Here is a 21,184-nt window from a genome sequence, read left to right as displayed (position 1 = left end):
ATATCATAGAAAATCCGTCTTTGATCTTCCCATCGCTCCTTCTACTAAGACCTGTTGGTTTCCAAACCGCGAATTACCGATCATCAATTACTAATTACCGATTAATTTATTCAGGATGATTCCGTTAGCCAAGTAAATTTTTATCGTTTTTTATCGCTGAGAGCTAACCTTCAGCCATACGATCGGCTATATTGTATTTGGAAGTACATTAATTTGTCGGCAAAGCGGTCTAGTCCCATCGCCGCCGGTCGCGCCAGCTTCTAAATAAACATAGTCCGCTGTCAATAACAGCAAGGAAGTGTGGAATCATGTCAAAAATTTTAGTAGTGGACGACGTTAAGACCGAACTAGAAATCATCTGCCGCATTCTTCAAGATGCCGGACTGGATGTGATCCGGGCAGGCGACGGCGAAGAAGCGATCGCCATGATCCGCAAAACCCCTCCGGCTTTGGTCGTTCTAGATGTAGTGATGCCACGAATGAACGGGTTTGAAGTGATCAGAGAATTGCGGGGCGATCGCGCAACTGCCAAATTGCCCGTAGTATTTTGTACTCATAAAAACACCGAGATCGATAAAGCTTGGGGAACGGATTTAGGCGCCGACGCTTACGTTAGCAAACCCTTTGAACCTCAGCAACTGGTTCACATAGTGCAGCGTCTGCTTTCGGCGTAATCCGAATATAAAGTCATCGGCAACTTTCCAAAAAACCTTATACCGACAAACCCCGTTTTTATTAAATAAACTGGGTTTTGGAATTCCATAAAAGTTTATGTTTAATGATAGCAACCTGCTTATTTGCCCATCGGCGATTTATTTAACAGAAACATTTGACGCACCAAAACTGATCCAGAAAAACTAGATCGGCGAGCTGCTTTAGGGTCAAAGCAAAATTCTAATTTGTAAGCTACACTATAAACTAAAAATAAGCCATGAAAAGAACGGCTCCCCCGGCTGGGGGGAATCAGACAAGTGGAACAAAGCAATTTCTCCTGTTTGGTCAAGGAGGCAGTCTGTTCGCCATAGACTTAGAGGCAGTGCGGGAAGTCCTTTCCCTCAATGAACAACCGATTTCCCTGGTTCCCAACACCCTGCCATTTTTGCTGGGATTAACCAACTTGCGGGGCGAAATCTTAGCAGCAGCAGACTTCGGACTGTTCGTCGGTATTGAGTCGGTTGACATCCACAACCCAAACAGCCGCATCTTAGTTGTAGAAGCCCCCGATCCACGAGACGTGAGATTGTTGTCGAGAATCAGCCTGGGATTAGCCGTCTCCCGCGTCGAAGGAGTTTTACCTCTCAATCCCGATCGCATTGTCTCAGCACTAGATGTGAGTTCCGACCTCGCTCCATTCTTAAAAGGTCTGTACAATTCCGAAGGACGCTTGCTAATGATTGTCGATGTAGAAGCGATCGCCCATTCCGAACGCTGGTAAAAATCAACAATACAGATAAGTCTGCAACGGCTGTGCATCAATAATTTTAACTAACGATCGCCCGCATCCGATTTGCCCATCCTTAATTTTATGATCAAAATTCTCTATACCTGGATCGCAACGACATTCACTCTGACGTTGCCTGACTTCTCCCAATCGGTGGTAGCTGGAGCTGCTAATTGCATCATTTGTGTGTGTTACTTTGCCATCGCCTGGATAATCAGCTTAGGTTTGTGGCGAAACCGTCAATTCGGGTTCGACATCTTCGCCACAGCCACAGCAGCCATATTTTGGAGCTGCGCTTTCGGCCACAGCGGCCACGCCGCCCAATACCTAGGGCTGCCGCACTCTCCGGTGGCACAAACTGTCTTCGATTGGATAACTGTAATGGCGGCGCTCGTTTTTTTGAGTTTGTCCAACCGCTACGGATTCTTAGTAGGTTCCAAGCAAATCCTGAGTTCTAAAAAAGAAACAGAACAAGCACTGAGCGAAACTAACCAGCGATTTCACGCCATCTTCGACCAAGCTTTTCAAGTGTTCGCATTATTGGAGCCAGACGGTACTCTGATCGAAGCAAATCAGACAGCGCTAGAATTGGGCGATTTGCAACCATCAGAAGTCTTGGGGCTGAAATTTTGGCTGACACCTTCGTGGGCATCATCTCCAACCAACCAGCAGCGCCTAAAAACAAACATAAAACAAGTCTCCGCCGGCAAGTTTGTCCGGGAAGAATACGAAATCACCGGCCCCAACAACCATGTGACAGTAATGGACGTGTCGTTTAAGCCGCTGTTAAATGAAACAGGAGAAGTATTTCAAATCCTCGCCGAAGGCCGCGACATTACCCAGCGCAAACAGGCAGAAGCCACATTGCAGCAGCTAACCGCAGAACTAGAGCAGCGAGTGAATGAAAGAACCGAGCAGATCCTGCAAACTAACGTACAATTGGAACAGGAAATTCGCGATCGCACCGCAGCCCAAGAGCAATTAAAAGCCTCAGAACAATTCTTAAACAACATCCTCAACAGCATCCCCGACCCGATTTATGTCAAAGACCAACAGCACCGCTGGATAATATTAAACGATGCCTTTTGTCAATACATAAATCACAGCAGAGAAGAACTAATTGGCAAATCCTACGACCTGTTCTTGTCCAAACAGGAAGCACAGACATATCGAGAAAAAGACGAATTAGTTTTCTTGACAAATACCAGCACCGAAATCCAAAAAACCATCACAGACCGAGCAGGAAAGACGCGCTTTCTCTCCGCCAAAAAATGTACCTTTGTAGATGCCGACCGCAGGAAATTTCTCGTTTGCGCGATTAGAGATATCACCAATCGCGTGGAAATGGAAGAACAACTGCGGCAGACACTGGCAGAAGTAGAAAGTTCCCAAAACTTGCTGCGAACAGTCATTGATGCTACGCCAGACTGCATCTTCGTCAAAGATCGAAACTTGCGCTACACCCTAGTCAATGCAGGTTTCGCCGCCGCCTTCGGCAAAACTCAAGCAGAAATTATCGGCAAAGACGACACAGAAATAGGCATATCGGTCGATCGAATCTTCGCCAACTTCCACGCCGAAACCGATTCCGAGAACCAAATCCAAAACTTCCGGGGCGGCAACCACCTCGCGCCGGCCTCCAACGACTTAGCCACCTTAGCCGACGGCCAAGTACACACCTTTGACACCCAGAAATTGGCCCTCAAAGATGCAGAAGGCAACATTTTAGGAATGGTCGGCTTCGCGCGCGACATCACAGATCGTCGCAAATCTGAACAAGAACTATTGCGGTTCAAAGCAATTTTAGAAACCACAACAGACTGGGTAGGCATAGCCGACACCCAACAGCGCACCATTTATCTCAACCGTGCCGCCAGAGAAATGCTGAAAGTTGCCGAAAACGCAGATGTAGCCGGAGTCAACATTTCCGACCTGACATCGCCCAAAAGTATTGACACTATTATGAATGTCGGCATCCCCGCAGCTTGCCGGGACGGGGCGTGGAGCGGTGAGACAATTTGGCAAACTTTAGACGGCAAAGAAATACCAGTTTCTCAAGTAATTATTGCTCACAAATCCGAAAAGGGAGAAATTGAATTTCTCTCAACCATCGCCCGCAACATTACAGAACGCAAGCGCGTAGAACAAACCTTGCAGCAGAACTTGCAAATGCTCGATCTTGCCAGCGATGGCTTGATCGTTCGGGATATTGACGGCACGATTAATTTTTGGAATCAGGGAGCCGAACGGATGTACGGCTGGACAAAAAAAGCAGCTTTGGGGAAAGTCACCCATACTATATTGCACACCATTTTTCCCCAGCCTTTAGCCGCTATTTTGGCACAGTTAGAAGAGCAGGATTATTGGGAAGGTGAATTAATTCATACCACCAATTATGATACCAAAATCACTGTATTCAGCCGCTGGAATTTGCAGCGAGACGAACAGGGAAAACCCAAAGCAATTTTAGAAACTAACAACGACATCACGGAGCGCAAGCAAGCCGAAATCGAAAAGCAAAGATTGATTTCGATCGTAGAAAGCAGCTCGGATTTTATCGGCACTGCCACCCTGGAGGGAGAGGCAACATACCTGAATCCCGCTGGAATGAACCTAGTAGGATTGCCAAATATTGAAGAAGTCAAAAGCAAAAGTGTTTATGAGTTCTTCTGTGCAGAAGATGTTAAGTTTTTCCAACAAGAAATCCTGCCCCCTACTGTGCGAGACGGTTTTTGGCAGGGTGAATTCCGCTTGAGGAACTTTCAAACCGGCGAAAACATTCCGGTTGACTTCACCATATTTACCGTCAAACACCCAGAAACCGGCGAGCCTATCGGGTTGGCAACAGTTACTCGCGACATCAGCGATCGTAAGCGTGCAGAAGAGATGTTGCGCGAGCGCGAAAGACTATTCCGAGCGATTTTTGACCAATCGTTCCAATTAGTGGGGCTGCTAAAACCAGACGGAACCGTTTTGGAAGCCAACCAAACAGCCCTCGACATCGCCGGACTGGAGCGCGAAGACTTCGTAGGCACGCAGTTTGCAGATAATTTGTGGTGGCAAATTTCCCCAGAAGCCAAGCAAAAAGTGCAAGCAGCGCTCATAAAAGCTGCCGCCGGCGAGGTAGTCCGCTACGAAGCCGACGTGCTCGTTGCTGGGGGTGCTGTGATAACTGTGGACTTCTCCCTCAAGCCGATCGTAGACGACAGCGGCAAAGTCGTGCTGCTAATTCCAGAAGGCCGCGACATCAGCGATCGCAAAGCCCTAGAACGAGAATTAGTTTTGCGTCAAAGCCGCTTTGACGCATTTTTCGCAGCCGCCCCCACCTCAATGTGTATTTTTGACGAGCAGTTGCGCTTCGTGCAAGTCAACGAGAAATTAGCGGAAACCACCGGCGTCTCAGTTGCCGAACACTTCGGTAAGACGGTGAGGGAAGTTATACCCGAAATGAGCGATACCCAAGTGCCGATGTTGCAGCAGATTCTCGCCACCAACCAACCGTTGTTAAACGTTGAGGTATCGGGATCATTCTTCAACGAACCGGGCGTCATGCGAGATTGGCTGGCGTCATACTTTCCTTTGCCCGGATCTGACGGCAAACCCATCGGTATCGGGGCTGTGGCGATCGAAATTACCGATCGCAAAAAAGCAGAAGTAGAGCGCGATCGATTTTTTACCCTTTCCCTAGACTTGGTTTGTATTATAGGTTTTGAAGGCAAATTCAAGCGCATCAATCCCGCTTGGGAAAACACGCTCGGCTACAAGGCGCATGAACTTGAAGACAACTATTATATCGATTTAGTCCATCCAGACGATCGCGAATCAACCATAGAACAAGCGGAAAAAGTAGCCAGCGGCGCCGAATTAAAGTCTTATGAAAATCGCTACCGCTGCAAAGACGGTTCCTACAGGTGGCTGTCGTGGAAAGTGCGACCTGTAACCGAACAACAGCTCATGTATGCAGTCGCTCGCGACGTTACCGAAACCAAACAGGCGATGGTGCAACTGGAAAAAACAACAGCCCAATTAGCCAGTTCCGAAGACCAATTTCGCCAGCAAAGCAATCTCTTGCAACTGCTAATAAACAGCATTGGCGACGGCATAATTGCTGCCGACGAAAAAGGCAATTTTGTTTTGTTTAACCCCGCCGCCGAAGATATGTTTGGCATGGGTTCGACAGAGACTCTTCCCAACGAATGGTCGGCAAAATACGGTCTATTCTTGCCCGATACCGTAACTCCCTATCCCCCTGCCGAAATACCTTTAGCGCGCACGGTTCGAGGAGAAGCCGTTGACGACGTAGACCTTTTCACCCGCCACGCAGGCAAGCCAGAGGGCCTGTGGGTGAAAATTAACGGCCGGCCGCTCAAAGACGAAACGGGGGCGCTTAAAGGCGGCGTAGTCGTTTGCCGCAACGTCACCGAACAAAGAGCATCCCAGGAGCGAATGCAGCAGTTAGCCGAGGCACAGGAACGCTTGCTGCAAGAACTCAAAACTCGGCAGAATGCTCTCGACGAATCGGCGATCGTCAGCGAAACTGATGTCCAAGGCCTGATTACCTACGTCAACGACGGATTCATTGAAATCTCCGGTTACAGCATGGGAGAACTCCTGCACCGCAACCACCGCCTCGTCAATTCCGGCTACCATCCCAAATCATTTTTTGAAGAAATGTGGGTGACACTTTCTCGCGGTTTGGTGTGGAAAGGTGAAATCAAAAACCGACGCAAAGATGGCTCGTTTTACTGGGTAGATTCGACGATCTCCCCCATCTTTGATACCAGCGGCACAATAGTCAAATATATCGCCATTCGCTTTGACATCACCGAGCGCAAAGAGGCAGAAGAACGACTAGGAAAATTGGCAGCCGAACGTAAAGCTGAAGCTGATTCTCTGACGCAACAAGTCCTTAAATTGTTGGGAGAAATTAAAGGCGCGGCTCAAGGCGACTTGACAGTCAGGGCGGAAGTGACTAACGACGTTTTAGGTGCTGTCGCCGACTCTTTCAACTTCTTAATCGGTTCTCTGCGGAAAGTGGTAACTGGAATTCAAACTTTAGCCGAACAGGTAACATCTGCCACCGACGAGTCAATTAACAATACCAGTCAACTCACCCAACAGGCGGAAATTCAAGCAGCCAAAATATCTGCCATCATGCGCGAAATCGAGCGGATTGTGAATTCGATCCGCGACGTGCGAGATGTTTCGGTGCGCGCCGAAACAGTGGCTCAGCAGTCTTCTCAAACGGCTGAAGTCGGCGGTATGGCGGTCGATCGAGCTGTCGAAGGTATTAACGGGCTCCGGTTGACGATCGCCTCTACCTCGAAAATGATGAAGCGTTTGGGCGAATCTTCGCAGCAAATTGGCAAAATTGTGACTTCGATTTCTCAACTTGCTTCTCAAACTAATTTATTAGCTCTGAATGCTACTATTGAGGCGGCGCGAGCCGGCGAACAAGGTTTAGGCTTTGCTGTTGTTGCCGAAGAAGTGCGGAAATTAGCAGAAAGATCCGCCGGCGCTACTGAGGAAATCTCGGAAATTGTCGGTACAATTCAAGAAGAAATCAGCCGCGTGATGAAGGCAATGGAATCGGGGACGCTGGAGGTAGTGGAAGGCACTAAGCTGGCAAGCGAAGCTAAAACTCACCTCAATGCCATCATCGAAGTTAGTCGAGAAATGAATGCTTTGGTGCAGAATATTACTATTGCATCTGCCAAGCAAACTGTTTCGGCTGAGGGAATTGCTAACAGTATGCAGCAAGTCAACGAGATTGCTAATACGACTGCCCAAAAAGGTGCGGATGTCAAAGCATCTTTGGACGAGTTGTCTGGTTCTCTGGGCCAATTGCAAAAGTCGGTGGCGAATTTCCGCAGTTAGTTCCGTTGACTGTTAACAGTTAACGGTTGACGGTTGACGGTTGACTGTTGACAGTTAGTTCAGTTGACAGTTGACAGTTATACGAATCACTAATAACTATCGTTGTTGCCGGGGCGGGTTGACAAATATCCTGAATGCAAAGTTATAGATAATCGTGAACCAGCCCCGACAACAATTACAGTTAAATTAACGGGACATCATATATAAAAAACCTGCCAACAGTTAACAGTCAACAGTTAACAGTTAACTGTCAACAGACAACAGACAACAAACTAATATGAATGATGACGATTTAAACGAATTAATAGATGCTTTTACCGCAGAATGCGAAGAATTTCTGCAGTCAATGGAGACGAATCTGCTGGCGATGGAAGCTGCGGGTTTGAAAGAGCGACAAGCGGCAGTTAAAGAAATGTTTCGCGCCGCTCACTCGATTAAAGGTGCGGGTTCGATGTTGGGCTTTCAAAACGTATCGGCGGCGGCTCACACGCTGGAGGACTGTTTTGTCATTTTGCGCGATCGCACAGACTTGGCGGCCCTGGAACCGACTACTGTGAGTGTTTTGCTGCAGGGGGTGGATGCTCTCAAAAAGATTACGATCGAATCAGTTCAACACTCCGATGTCACAACTCCGGATCAAACGGAAAACTTGGAGGCGATCGCCCAAATTTTCGCTCAGTTCCAGGCCAAGTACGGCAAGTCAGAACAGCCGCCAGTCCCCGCGGCCAGCCAATCGTCCGCCCCGGAAACCCTGAAACTGATTTTTGAACAGCAAGTGCCGCCACTCTTCAATCGCCTAGAAACCGAGCTTTCCCAAGCTTCCGAGGCAGATTTGACAACAAGCGTCACCACCCTCAAGCAGGTTTACTACCAACTCTCCGGTTTGGCTGGAATGCTGCAATTGCCGGATTTTGGGAAAGTCGCCGCAGCCCTCAGCACTTTGATCGAGTCTCCTGACTTGACTCTACAACGGTTGCAATCCGAGGGTTGGGCGATCGCCCAAAACTTGCAAACCGCACGCCAACAAATATTGGAAGGAAGGGCGATCGACATCCCCGAAATCTCCCCCACTCCCCCCCTCTCCCCTTCTCCCCCTCTTCCACTCTCCCCCTCTTCCACTCCCCCGGAAATCTCCCCCTCCCCGACTCTCCCAGTCCCCAACCCGCAAAGGCCGACAATCCGGGTAGACTTAGAACGCTTAACTGAATTGGTGAATCTAGTCGGGGAATTAGTCATCAACCGTACAAATTTAGAACTTCAAGAATCCGAACTGCGCGGCGAAGTCAAGCGCATCCGCCGCAATATCGTAGATTTAAGCCAATTCGGCGGTCAGTTGCGAGAAGAATACGACAGACTGAGCTTTGCAGAGTGGAGAGGGGGAAACGGGAGCTCTGGATTGGGAAAAGTTGCAGCAGTAGAAACAGAATTCCCCATGATTGCTAACGGCAAATCCTCTCCGGTTCATGCTCACTTCGATATCTTAGAGATGGATCGTTATACAGAGTTCCACTCGACAGCCGCAGAAGTCATCGAAACTGCCCAAGCAATTTCTCACTCCGCCACCAAATTAGACACCTTAGCCATAAAATTCGAGCGCAGTACCGACCAACTGCGCCGCATTACCGAACAACTACGCAGCCGCGTCATGCAGTTGCGAGTCGTGAGTTTCAGTCGCGCCGTCGATCACTTGCCCAGAGCGCTGCGGGAGATGTGCCTCACATATGATAAAGATGTCAACCTGCTGCTAGTGGGAAGAGATACCAAAATTGACGAAAGTTTGCTCGATGCTTTGCGCGACCCCTTAATACACTTAGTGAGAAACGCTTTCGACCACGGCATCGAAATGCCCGAAGTTCGGCAAGCAAGCGGCAAGCCGGCCAGCGGTCAAATAGAAATAGAAGCCCGCCACCAAGGCGGCCAAACTATTATTACTGTCGCCGATGACGGCAAAGGCATTGACCCGGAAATCATTCGCCGTAAAGTTGTCACAAAGGGTTTGGCGACGGAGGAACAAGCTCAAGAATTTTCCATTGCCGAACTCTACGATTTTCTGTTTTGGCCGGGTTTCAGCACTACAGAAGGCGTCAGCGACCTTTCGGGGCGCGGAGTCGGGCTCGACGTGGTGCGAACAAATTTGCGGACTGTGCGGGGGACTGTGAAGGTAGACTCTCGCCTGGGAAAAGGTACCAGTTTTATCATTAAACTGCCACTGCTGCTGTCGATTACTGATGCTTTGATGGTGAAGACCGATCACAATAAAATAGCGGTGCCGCTGGATGCAGTCGAGGAAATTCTGCACATTAAAGCCTCGGAAGTTCACCTTGCTGGCAATCAGCCGATGCTGTGGTGGCGGGAGGAATTTATTCGTTTGGTGAGAATGCAAGATTTGCTAGAATACAGCGTCCTCCCGCCGGATGCCCCCTCTCCTGACCCTTTGACCCAAGACGAAATTCCTGTCCTGGTTTTGGCTTCTACTGAAGGAATGCTGGCGGTGGCCGTGGAACGGCTGATCGGTCAGCAGGAAATTGTGGTTAAACCTTTGCCACCGCCTCTATCCAAGCCTCGTGGCGTTTTGGGGACTACGATTTTGGGGGACGGGCGCGTGGTGAATATTCTGGATGTGGACGATTTGGTGGGTCAACCTGTGGTAAATAGTTCGATCGCCGCTGTCTCCGGTAAACTGCAGGAGCTACCGCCGAGTTCGAGTCAGTCACCGCAGATTTTGGTAGTGGATGATTCCTATACAATTCGCCAGTTGCTGTCTCTGACGCTGACTCGTGCTCGCTACCGCGTGGTACAGGCTAAAGACGGCGTGGATGCCCTGGAAAAGTTGCAAAATGGTCTTGATTGCAGTTTGGCGATCGTGGATATTGAAATGCCCCGGATGGATGGATTTGAATTATTGCGATCGATCAGATCGACCGAGCGGTTTGCTAAGATTCCCGTAGCCATGCTGACATCCCGTAGCGGGGAAAAACATCGGCAAATGGCAATGGAATTAGGCGCAAATCAATACTTCACCAAACCTTACAGCGAAGCCCAACTTTTACAAGCTATCCCCAAATTAATCCACCACTCAATAATTTAATATGCAATCTAAAATTTCCCATCAAATAATCCCTAATCTCCAACAAAACTTAGGCAAAAAATAATTGCACCTGCAAATAAATAATAGTGGGAAGCGACGCAGCCGACTCACCTACTATTATTCAATAATCTTGAATCTAAAATCTAAAATCCAATAATCTTCAATCTAAAATCTAAAATCTAAAATCGAATGACTCACACCAATTACAATCGCCGATTTCGGAGCAAGAAACAAGCCACTGTTAGAATTGCCCCTAAAAAAATTGTTTCCTTTGAACTAGGAAATATTTACTATGCTGTTCCTATTGAACGAGTGGAGCGCATTGTTAAAAACTTTAATGCCTACGGCACTTTACCTAGCGGGAATAGTTTATTGCGGCATCAAGAAGAACTGATTACCATAATTAATTTATCCACAATATTTCCTAGCAGTCCGAGCATTGCTGAGTGCAAATACCTGATTATTTGTACCTTAAATAAGAGCGAGCGGCTGGGGATTCCTCTTCCTGATATGCCAAAAATTTTAGAAATTACCGAAGAAAGCTTCTGCGAGATTCCCGAATTGTACCGTCAACAGCAACTGCCTCCGGTAATAGAAAAGTTAATTCGCGCACCTGATGGTTCCGAAGTTTTTTATCTGAATTTTGATCTATTTAACCCAATGTAGGGTGCTCACTTTTCGAGGTATTATACCATATAAATAGTATTTTTGCAAACAAAAAGTTATTGATTTATGAAAAAACTCACAGTCATGTCGATCGCCCTACTAATTTTTGCAGCAAATCTCGAACTGCCGAAGGTGGGGCTGCAACTAAGTGCGATCGGGCAAATAGAAACGCCCCAACCAATCCCAACACCCCAATCCATCCCAACACCCCAACCAATCCCAACACCTCAACCAATCCCAACACCCCAACCACAAACACCCCAACAAATCCAAACACCCCAACAAATCCAAACACCCCCAATACAAACACCCCAACCAAAAGCAAACGACCCCAAAAAGCTCGGCTACGTCTCCCCAGAATTTGCCGAAAATTTCTCCCAGCAACAAATCGACCAAATCAACGCCAACGTCGAAACGTTGTTGCTAACTCAAAGCTGCTCCCGCTGCGACCTCCGAGCCGTAAAATTAGTTAACATTAACTTAAAAAATCCCATCCTGACAGGATCAGATTTATCAGATGCCAACCTCAGCGGTAGTCGCTTCGAGATCTCAGATTTTGTCAACACCAATTTAGCTCGCACAAACTTAAGCGGAGCCGAATTAGTAGGAGCGAGAATCAGCAACGCTAACCTCAGAAAAGCTAACTTGACAAAGACAAATCTAGACGGTGCAGACCTACGATTTTCCGACTTGAGAGATGCCAATCTTTCCGATGCCAACCTCCGCAATGCTAATATAGATGGCGCTACTATCGATCGAGCAAGTATGGCCGGCACCACAATGCCAGACGGTCGAAAAAATCAATAATATAGTCTCGTTTCCGGCGCGATTGAAATCGCTTCTTGTCCAACAAAGTGGGAATGGTGCCCGAAGGGAATGCCTTTTTCCCAGGCTCTGCCTGGGAATCAATATCTAGAGGCTCTGCCTCGTTTCCTGGTTTCCTCGTTTCCAGCTTCCCTCTTCCCTCTTCCTTCTTCCTTCTTCCTTCTTCCCTCTTCCTCCTGAATCAAACAGCCAAAAACCTCTGAATCACCTCATCGCTTAGCTCGCTAGTGCTTCCAGAAGCCACAATTCCGCCTTTTTGCATAGCATAATACCAGTCAGCTTGCCGCACAAAATGCAAATGTTGCTCCACCAACAAAACAGAAATTCCCCTAGTCGCAACCACACGGCGCACCGCAGCTTCAATATCTAAAATAATAGACGGTTGAATCCCCTCCGTAGGCTCATCCAAAACCAGCAACTGTGGCTCACCCATCAAAGCCCTAGCAATAGCTAACTGCTGCTGCTGTCCCCCGCTCAAATCACCTCCCAGGCGATCGAGCATAGTTTTCAAAACAGGAAATAACTCAAAAATTTCATCAGGAACTTCAGGATTTTTGATTTTGGTTGGTTTTGCTTCCAAACCTAACAATAAATTTTCTTTAACCGTCAAACGTGGAATAATTTCACGCCCTTGAGGCACATAACCAATTCCTAATCTAGCCCGCTGGTGAGTCAACTTAGAAGCAATAGATTCTCCGCCAAAAGCAATAGTGCCACTGCGCGGTTGCAGCAACCCCATAATCGTTTTTAGCATAGTAGTTTTGCCCACACCATTGCGGCCGATCAAGCAAACCATTTGCCCCGCCCTGACGCTTAAATCGACATCGCGCAAAATGTGACTTTCGCCGTAGTAAACATTCAAATTAGAAACTTGTAGCATAGTTTTAAATTGGTAATGGAGCCTGAAATTAGTAACAACTAACAAATAACTTCTTCCTTCTTCCTTCTTCCTTCTTCCTTCTTCCTTCTTCTTACTCTTCCGGTTTGCCCAAATATACCTCAATTACCCGATCGTCATTTTGCACCTCATCCATAGTCCCCTCACACAAAACTGCACCCTGATGCAACACCGTAACCTGCCGCGCAATTTGCCGCACAAACTCCATATCGTGTTCAATTACCAACACCGAATGACTTTCCGCCAGCGAAATTAGCAACTCTCCAGTTAACATCGTTTCCTCATCCGTTAAACCCGCCACAGGTTCATCTACCAACAACAAATCAGGAGATTGAGCCACCAACATTCCAATTTCCAACCATTGCTTTTCCCCGTGAGAAAGCAAACCCGCCGAAATATCAGCCTTAGCAACTAAACCAATTGTTTCTAACAAACCCGCCACTGTGCGTTTTTCAGCAGCCGAAGCAGGCTTTAACAAAGTCGAAAAAACATTTTTATGGCGGCTGCAAGACAATTCCAAATTTTCGCGTGGCGTTAAATTTAAGTAAACTCGCGGCGTCTGAAACTTGCGACCAATTCCCAAACGCGAAATCCTATCTTCCGACAACTTGCGTAAATTTTGTCCCTTAAATAACACCCTACCCTCTGTCGGCTGCACCTTCCCGGTAATGGAATCGAGAAAAGTTGTTTTACCAGCACCGTTGGGGCCAATGATAACTCGCAGTTCGCCCGCATCCATGCTAAAATTTAAACCGTTTATGGCTTTAAAACCATCAAAACTAACAGTCAAGTTTTCTATGTCTAATACTTTTCCATTCATAATTAACAATTCACTCACTAAGGGACAACAACCCATACCTGTTGTAGGTGCGGAAGGCAAATATCCTCCCTTATTAAGGAGATTTTCTCCCCTTCCGTGACACCCTACTTACTAATTTTTCTAGCAGTTTACTCTCAAGTAAAACTGCTAGAACTGCTCGACACTGGAGATGGAGCGGCAGCCATAATTCGCTCAGCTAATTTCGAGAGCGGCAGACTTTGCAAATAGACTTTTCCAGGCCCGGTTAGCTTGACTAAAAACAAGCCTTCGCCGCCAAATAGAGCATTTTTAAACCCGCCAACAAACTGAATATCGTAATCTACAGTCGGCGCAAAAGCTACCAAACAACCAGTGTCCGCTCGCAACACTTCGCCAACTCCCAAATTTTTCTCAACTATTGTTCCTCCCGCATGAACAAAAGCTAGCCCATCACCCTGCAATTTTTGCAGAATAAAACCTTCTCCGCCAAAGAAACCGGCACCGAGTCGCTTGGTGAATGCTACCTCAATTTCAATGCCGTTGGCCGCACAGAGAAATGAGTCTTTTTGGCACAAAAATTTACCGCCAAGTTGGCCTAAATCTAGGGGAATTACTTTACCCGGATAGGGGGCGGCAAAAGCGACGCGGGCCTTACGATTTCCGGCGTTGACAAAGGTGGTAATGAAAAAACCCGCTCCTGTGAGCATTCGTTTGAAACCTTGAAATAAGCCGCCGCCTGTGGATGTTTGCATTTGGATGTCGCCTTCCATGTATGTCATGGTTCCAGCTTCAGCCCTGACGCCTTCTTTGGGGTCGAGTTCAATCTCGATGAGTTGCAAATCGTCGCCGTAGATTTTGTAGTCAATAATATCTGCCATATGTTGCCCCTCAAGTTAAAGAACGAAGCTACTTGCTACGGATATCTAAGTAGGTGGACATATATATTACGTTTTCTCAGACATAGATAAACGCAGCGTTTGCCAAGTCTATTGCGATTGCTTTGTTTGTCTGTTGTAGGTGACATTTATTTATGTCAGCCTACTTATAAATTACACGATATTTTTGCACTCAATGTTCAAGTTCTTCTTTTTCGAGCTGCACTTGGGGGTCTTGTTCCAGGCTGGGGTAAGTAGATGCGTACTTCGGTCTTCGGAACAAGCTGCGGAGTTGGTCGAAACCTTGATGTTGCAGCCATCCGACTAAGCCGTCGGGCAGCACTGTGACTACTATGAGGAATAGCGCACCTTGGAAAAACAGCCAAACTTCGGGGAATTGTTCGCTCAAGAAACTTTTGCCAAAGTTGACTAGCAGTGTTCCCAATATTGCTCCCGATAATGTGGCGCGACCTCCCACTGCGACCCAGATTACCATTTCAATTGAAAAGGCAATATCCATTGCTTTTGGCGAAATGATTCCGGTTTGTACGGTAAATAATGCGCCTGCAATCCCGGCTAAACCGGCGGAAATTGCAAAGACTAAAACTTTGTAGCCTGTGGGATTGTAACCTGAGAAACGCAGCCGCACTTCGTCGTCGCGAATTGCTACTAGCAGGCGGCCGAAACGCCCGCTGGTCAGCCACCTACAGAGGGCATAAGTCGCTGCTAGAAATATTATGGTGAGAATGTAGAAAATATATTGAGTATCTCGGTCATTTACTGTGGCGCCGAACAGGGTTTTAAAGTCGGTAAGTCCGTTGGTGCCGTTAATTAGTTTTTGCTGGCCATTAAAGAAGTTGAAAAATACAATGGTTGCTGCTTGGGTGAGAATTGAAAAGTAAACGCCTCGAATTCGATTGCGGAATACTAAATAACCCAAAAGTGCGCCCAATATAGCGGGGATGAGAACTACTGCTAATGCTGAGAAGGGAAATGAATAAAAGGGTTGCCAAAACCAGGGGAGCTCGGTAACGCCGTAGAGGTTCATAAATTCTGGCAATTGACTGCTGGCGGTTGGGGGAATTTGCAGTTTTAGGTGCATGGCGAAAGCGTAACCGCCGATCGCAAAAAACACTCCATGACCTAAACTGAGCAAACCCGTGTATCCCCAAATCAAGTCTATGCCGAGGGCGGCAATTGCTAGTGCTAAAAATCGCCCCAATTGATTGAGCCGAACGTCGGGGAGTATTCCTGGGATGAGTAAGATGAATGTGAGGGCTATCGCGCTGACAATTGCCGCTTCTTTTAGCCAGGCTTTTTGATGTTTTTTCTGCATTTTGCGCTACACTCGCAGTTGTAATTTTTAATTTTCTACGGTCCGCCCTTTTTGCGGGAAAATCCCTCCCGGCTTCACTTGCAGAAAAGCCATAATTAAGGCGAATACCATTACTTTTGCCATGCTGGTTGTGGCGAAAAATGTGAAGAAGTCGGCTAAAGGCTTGATAGGAGCGAACATTAATGCTAAGGTTCCCGAACCGATCAGGTAATTTGCAGTGCCGATCGCGATCGCAGCAACTACACTCCCCACAATCTTGCCGACACCGCCCACAACCACCACCATAAAGGTATCGACTATATAATTTTGTCCGGTATTTGACCCTACCGAACCGATCAAACTAATCGCGCACCCAGCCACACCTGCCAACCCCGAACCCAAAGCAAAAGTCAGCGCGTCTACTTGTTCAGTAGGAATTCCCAAACACGCACTCATGCTGCGATTTTGGGTCACGGATCTAATCCGCAATCCCCACACAGACTTTTGCAAAAATAGGTAAATTCCCGCCAAGCAAATTCCGGTAAGGACAATAATAAAAATTCGGGCGTAGGGCAACTGAAAATTGCCCAGCGGTATGCCGCCCCGCAACCATTGCGGTGCAGTTACGTCCACATTTTGAGCGCCAAACCAAGGTTTAGTTACTGCGAGTTGGTAATTTTGCCCTAAAAAGGCGCTCACCGCCCAGGAAATACCGAAAGATAAGGGCAAAATTAGGGCGATAACTTTGCTGCGAATGCGATCGAAATCCAGGCGAGATTTCAGCACCCGCAAACCGCCAAAAAACAGCAAACAAAACACCGCAATCCCAATTACCAGAACCCAACTAACACTGCGGACAAACTGCTGCAAAATTAAGCTTACGCCCCAAGTTGCTAGCAGAGTTTCTAGCGGCCTCCCGTAAAGATAGCGAATCACTCCGCGTTCGAGAATTAATCCTACCAAGGCAGCTACTAAAAAAGCTAGGGGAATTGCAAATAAAATATAGGTTTCAAAAGCAAATCCTCCCATACCTTTGAAGACATTTTGCACCACGAAAGTTGTATAAGCCCCCAGCATCATCAACTCGCCATGAGCCATATTAATCACGCCCATCAGCCCGAAAATAATCGCTAGTCCCAGGGCTGCAATTAGTAAAACAGCGCCGATGCTAATGCCGTTAAATAAACCATCTAATATCGCCAATTTTGTTACTCCTGCATCAAGTCTGTTAACTTTGTTCGCGGATAATTAGGGGCGGATTTTACCACGTTGGTGTCAACTTAAACGTCAATTTTTCTATAAATTATGCTTAGAGTGGGTATCTCGATACCCCTAAGTCTCCCTTAATCAGGGGGACTTTGAAGACTCCAGTTCCCCTTGATTAAGGGGAGTAGGGGGTGACGCAAGAACGCTTTTGTCCCCCCCCTTATTCAGGGTGGCTAGGGGGGATCGAATGATACGTTGCCAACGTTAACAAAATTGGTATTACCTACTTATCAAGCTTTGAATTTGCCACCTTTTGCGGGGTCTGACCAATCGCAAGCAAAGCCTTTTGTTTCAGCGACAAATTGATTCCAAGGCACCGGCTTCACTGCTTCTGGTGTAGAAAAAGCGATGTTAAATAAACCGTCGTCTCTCACTTCACCCAATCGCACAAATTTAGAAAGATGATGGTTAACATCCATCGTTACTGTGCCCCCTGGCGCGTCAAAGGTTTGACCCAAAGCTGCTGCCCGTACTTTTTCCAAATCGTCGGCTGTCCCGGCTTTTTCGACGGCTTGCTTCCACAGGTAAACCATGATGTAAGCTGCTTCCATCGGGTCGTTAGTCACTCTATCGTTGCCGTATTTTGCTTTGAAAGCTTGCACAAATTTTGTATTGGCCGGAGATTCCACAGTCATGAAGTAATTCCAGGCGGCGTAATGGCCTTTAAGATATTCTACGCCGATCGCCTTTACTTCTTCTTCTGCAATACTGACCGACATTGACGGATATTTGTCCGGGCCCAAACCAGCACCCTGCAACTGTTTGAAGAATGCTACGTTGCTGTCGCCGTTTAGAGAATTGAAAATGACGCCGCCGTCTGGCAAAGCTGCCTTAATTTTAGTAATAATTGGCGTGACTTCTGTGCCGCCTAAAGGAATGTAATCTTCCCCAACTAATTCGCCGCCTTTGGCTGCTAGCTGTGCCTTGATAATGGTATTTGCCGTGCGGGGGAAAACGTAGTCCGACCCGACTAAGAAGAATTTTTTGCCTTTATTTTCTAGCAGCCAGTCAACTGCTGGTTCGATTTGTTGGTTTGGTGCCGCGCCGGTGTAAAAGATATTTTTGGAACACTCTTGCCCCTCGTATTGTACGGGATACCAGAGCATATGATTCTTTTCTTCAAAAACTGGCAATACTGCTTTGCGACTAGCGGAAGTCCAGCACCCGAAGACGGTGACAACTTTATCTTGGTCGATCAATTTTTTTGCTTTTTCGGCAAAAGTCGGCCAGTCTGAGTTGCCATCTTCTACGACTGCTTCGATTTGTTTGCCGAGGACGCCACCCGCTTTATTAATTTCTTCGATCGCTAATTGTTCGGCATCGACCACGCTTTTTTCGCTGATTGACATCGTGCCGCTCAAGGAATGCAAAATTCCTACTTTGATCGTGTTTCCGCCCCCGGCTGCTGGTGTAGTTCCTGTTGATGTGGGAGAAGCTGCGGGAGTAGCTGTTTGAGTTGGAGTTCTACAAGCTTTGAGAAATAAACTTGATGTTAGGGTAGCAGAACTGTATAAAATAAATTTCCGCCGATCGAATCGCTTTGTCATTTTTTCTTGTTACTCTTGAATAGATGAGTCAGATGATTGAGAATAATAACACATAGCGACTTGATATTAAGACTCGCTTCAGCAGACTGTTGTATTTTTAGCTACAAAACTTATTGTTTTTGACAAATTGAATGTTTTGTGGGGATTGAGGGTAACTGCGACAGAAACCGGGCTGAAATCATGTTGGATTTTAGATTGACTGATGACATCAGGGTTGGGATCACGGGCTTACCGGATTTTTTTGGGAAACCGGGTTTAGACACCAAAATACGTCTTTTCAGCAATTAGTGTGTAATTAGAAACCCGCTTTCTTTACATAAATTATCTTATTGATGCTACCACTTAGGCAGCAACCGGGTCGATCGCACAAAAGAGCAACCGGCTTTCTCGCTCTCAACAGATTATTGATGCTAAAACTTAGGCAGCAATCCGGTAGATCGCATAAAATAGGCAAGTGTCAAAGCAGGTGACGATCGCACTTCGCTTTGAGTACGATCGTCACCTGTAGAAATGCCCCTGATTTATGGAGAATAGCGGACTCGAACCGCTGGCCTCTGCGGTGCGATCGCAGCGCTCTACCAACTGAGCTAATTCCCCTGATTGAGTTTTAATTTAGCATTTTAGATGCGAGATTGCCGAATCTAAAAGGCTTACAGGTCTTGCTGGATATCACGTTCGCAGACCGTCACTTACACTAGCACGTAACTGCTAAAAAGGTCAAGTGTTCTCCGCAGCCGGCTCAGTGGGGGCGATCGAGCAAAGTGCGGCCACTCTGTCCAACTCTAAATCAGCAAAATAGTCCACCGTCCAATTAGCTTGGCGCTGGATCATGTGAAACGGGTAAGTGTGAGTCACACCCGCAACCTGAATCCCCGCTTTTTTGGCCGCTTCAATCCCCGCAAAAGTATCTTCTATCGCCAAACACTCGATCGGTTGCAGCTTAAAGTCGGGATATTTCTGGTTGAGAAGTTCCACAGCCAATAGATAGCCGTCGGGTGCAGGTTTGCTCGCCATCAAGTCGTCGCCTGCGACAATTAACTCAAAGTTTGCTGCCAAACCGGCCCGATCTAACACCAATTCTATATCCGATCGCATTGCCCCGCTAACTACGGCCATTTTCAGTCCGGCGACCCGAATTTTGTCAATAAATTCTGCCAAACCGGGATAAATCGGCACTTTCTCCAAAGTATCTATTTGAGCTTTGTAAGCTTGGGCCTTGCACCGCAGCAGCCGATCGAGGTATGTTTCTGTTAGATATCGTCCTCGGCGCTTGAGTAGTTCGGTAATGCAAGCGCGATCGCTTTTTCCCAAGCAAACTTCTCGAAACTCCCCACGTTTGAGCTGGAGATTTTCATCGAGCATCAATTGTTCGATTATTTTTTCGTGAATCGGCTCGTCATTAACAATCACGCCATTAAAATCAAATAAAACTGCTTTTAGAGTCATTAGTCATGAGTCATTAGTCATTAGTTTGCTAACAGTTAACCATTAACAGGCAACAGTTAATAGATCAAGCAGGAGCTGGAATGCCTGGTAAATCGCCATCAAAATCAGGAGTTCGATCGCCCCAATTCCACTCCCTCGCCACCGGCACCTGTTCCAAATCTTCCCCCGGCAAAGGTTTCACACCCTGCGTCACCTGATTAGTCCACCAGTGTTCGTGAGTTTGCACCGCCGCAAATCCAGCCGCCCCCGCCCAAGCATCGAGGCTGCCAGCCGCGTAAGACTTAATATAAGGCTCCTCAAAGATATCAGTCAGCCACTGTGTCTGCCGCAAAGTTTTTTGATTTCCGTCCAAGATTGCCACTTGTCCCCCAACCTTCAGCAGTCGGAAGCTTTCTCGCAAAATTGCCCGCGATACAGCAGGCGGCGTCTCGTGAAACAGCAAGGAAGCTGCTACTAAATCGAAGCTGGCATCGGCAAAAGTAACGCTTTCGGCATTTCCATGCAACCACTCGATATTTAAGCCGGCTTTTTGCGCTTTCATTTCGGCAACTACCAGCATATAAGGCGACAAGTCCAGCCCGACAACTTCTGCTTGGGGAAAAGCTTGCTTGAGCATGAGCGTTGTAGAACCGGTGCCGCATCCCAAATCGATGATTCGGCGCGGTTTCACCCGCACAGCGTCAATTAAGCCTTGCCTGACGACTGTTTCGTGGGGAGGCAAAACATATTGCGTGATGGGATCGTAGGAAACGGCGGCACTGGGGTTGAGGTAGCCACCTTTAATGCCGTGAAAGTTTTGGCTGCTGTAATATTCGGGATAAACTAAGTTGGGTTGTCGGTAGCGATCGCCCGCTGTTTCCCAGTCGATGCCTTCGTAGAGTCGTTTCAGTGCTTCTTCGTCGATCGCCAGTCGAATCAGGGGCGACAAAAAGCGCTCGAAAATTGTATCCTTGCCAACAGCCATAAAACACCTTTAACAAAAACTCTTATAATTTTACCCAACGGCCGTCAACTTAGCATGAATTCAAACCGTTGAACCCCTCGAACCTCTCCCCTCTATCAGTTACCTCGGTTACCAAATCCGTGGGCTTCCTTTCCCACTTTCTTCTTATACCAGTTTTTATAAAAAATGCAACTGTAT

Annotated in this window: 14 protein-coding genes and 1 tRNA gene; 6 read left to right on the top strand and 9 right to left on the bottom strand. The window is 47.3% G+C overall.

All coding sequences use genetic code 11. The annotated features are described in order from the left end of the window. The first annotated feature begins 308 nt into the window (after positions 1-308). From QUA38_RS01555 to QUA38_RS01530, 6 genes are all read left to right on the top strand, one after another. Positions 309-674, top strand: coding sequence for a response regulator (locus tag QUA38_RS01555; protein ID WP_333062848.1), 366 nt, complete (start codon positions 309-311; stop codon positions 672-674). 257 nt (positions 675-931) lie between these two features. Beyond that, the gene (locus tag QUA38_RS01550; RefSeq protein WP_333158600.1) at positions 932-1,435 is read left to right on the top strand and encodes a chemotaxis protein CheW; all 504 of its coding nucleotides are present in this window, start codon (positions 932-934) and stop codon (positions 1,433-1,435) included. A 90-nt stretch (positions 1,436-1,525) separates the two neighbouring features. Beyond that, positions 1,526-7,318, top strand: coding sequence for a PAS domain S-box protein (locus QUA38_RS01545; protein ID WP_333158598.1), 5,793 nt, complete (start codon positions 1,526-1,528; stop codon positions 7,316-7,318). A 277-nt stretch (positions 7,319-7,595) separates the two neighbouring features. Beyond that, positions 7,596-10,406: a hybrid sensor histidine kinase/response regulator gene (locus tag QUA38_RS01540; RefSeq protein WP_333158596.1), complete on the top strand. Its 2,811-nt coding sequence runs from the start codon at positions 7,596-7,598 to the stop codon at positions 10,404-10,406. A gap of 189 nt (positions 10,407-10,595) precedes the next feature. Further along, a complete protein-coding gene (locus QUA38_RS01535) occupies positions 10,596-11,072 on the top strand; it encodes a chemotaxis protein CheW (protein WP_333158593.1) in 477 nt (158 codons plus the stop codon). A gap of 66 nt (positions 11,073-11,138) precedes the next feature. Then, a complete protein-coding gene (locus QUA38_RS01530) occupies positions 11,139-11,879 on the top strand; it encodes a pentapeptide repeat-containing protein (protein ID WP_333158591.1) in 741 nt (246 codons plus the stop codon). A gap of 199 nt (positions 11,880-12,078) precedes the next feature. On the opposite strand, the gene urtE is transcribed toward QUA38_RS01530, so the two are convergent. The 9 genes from urtE to QUA38_RS01485 all read right to left on the bottom strand — a co-directional run bounded on the left by urtE (position 12,079) and on the right by QUA38_RS01485 (position 21,007). After that, the gene (gene urtE / locus QUA38_RS01525; RefSeq protein ID WP_242721685.1) at positions 12,079-12,777 is read right to left on the bottom strand and encodes an urea ABC transporter ATP-binding subunit UrtE; all 699 of its coding nucleotides are present in this window, start codon (positions 12,775-12,777) and stop codon (positions 12,079-12,081) included. A gap of 91 nt (positions 12,778-12,868) precedes the next feature. Further along, positions 12,869-13,615: an urea ABC transporter ATP-binding protein UrtD gene (gene urtD / locus QUA38_RS01520; RefSeq protein WP_333158588.1), complete on the bottom strand. Its 747-nt coding sequence runs from the start codon at positions 13,613-13,615 to the stop codon at positions 12,869-12,871. Between the two features lie 134 nt (positions 13,616-13,749). Beyond that, positions 13,750-14,472, bottom strand: a complete 723-nt coding sequence (locus QUA38_RS01515) for a TIGR00266 family protein (protein WP_190662987.1) — start codon at positions 14,470-14,472, stop codon at positions 13,750-13,752. Positions 14,473-14,662: 190 nt separating this feature from the next. After that, a complete protein-coding gene (urtC, locus tag QUA38_RS01510; protein ID WP_333158585.1) occupies positions 14,663-15,805 on the bottom strand; it encodes an urea ABC transporter permease subunit UrtC in 1,143 nt (380 codons plus the stop codon). Positions 15,806-15,832: 27 nt separating this feature from the next. Continuing rightward, positions 15,833-16,987 carry an ABC transporter permease subunit gene (locus tag QUA38_RS01505; protein ID WP_333158583.1) on the bottom strand — a complete coding sequence of 385 codons (1,155 nt, stop codon included), beginning with the start codon at positions 16,985-16,987 and terminating at the stop codon, positions 15,833-15,835. Positions 16,988-17,280: 293 nt separating this feature from the next. After that, positions 17,281-18,597 carry an urea ABC transporter substrate-binding protein gene (gene urtA / locus QUA38_RS01500; RefSeq protein ID WP_333158581.1) on the bottom strand — a complete coding sequence of 439 codons (1,317 nt, stop codon included), beginning with the start codon at positions 18,595-18,597 and terminating at the stop codon, positions 17,281-17,283. A gap of 524 nt (positions 18,598-19,121) precedes the next feature. Further along, positions 19,122-19,194, bottom strand: a tRNA-Ala gene (locus QUA38_RS01495). A 120-nt stretch (positions 19,195-19,314) separates the two neighbouring features. Further along, on the bottom strand, positions 19,315-20,043 hold the full coding sequence (locus tag QUA38_RS01490; protein WP_333158579.1) for an HAD family phosphatase: 729 nt from the start codon (positions 20,041-20,043) through the stop codon (positions 19,315-19,317). Between the two features lie 64 nt (positions 20,044-20,107). After that, positions 20,108-21,007, bottom strand: coding sequence for a methyltransferase domain-containing protein (locus QUA38_RS01485; RefSeq protein ID WP_333158577.1), 900 nt, complete (start codon positions 21,005-21,007; stop codon positions 20,108-20,110). Positions 21,008-21,184: the final 177 nt, after the last annotated feature.

The organism is Microcoleus sp. Pol12B4 (assembly GCF_036701385.1).
Taxonomy (GTDB): Bacteria; Cyanobacteriota; Cyanobacteriia; order Cyanobacteriales; family Microcoleaceae; genus Microcoleus.
The sequence above is the reverse complement of the archived record's forward strand: the minus strand, read 5'-3'. Positions and strand labels throughout refer to the sequence as shown.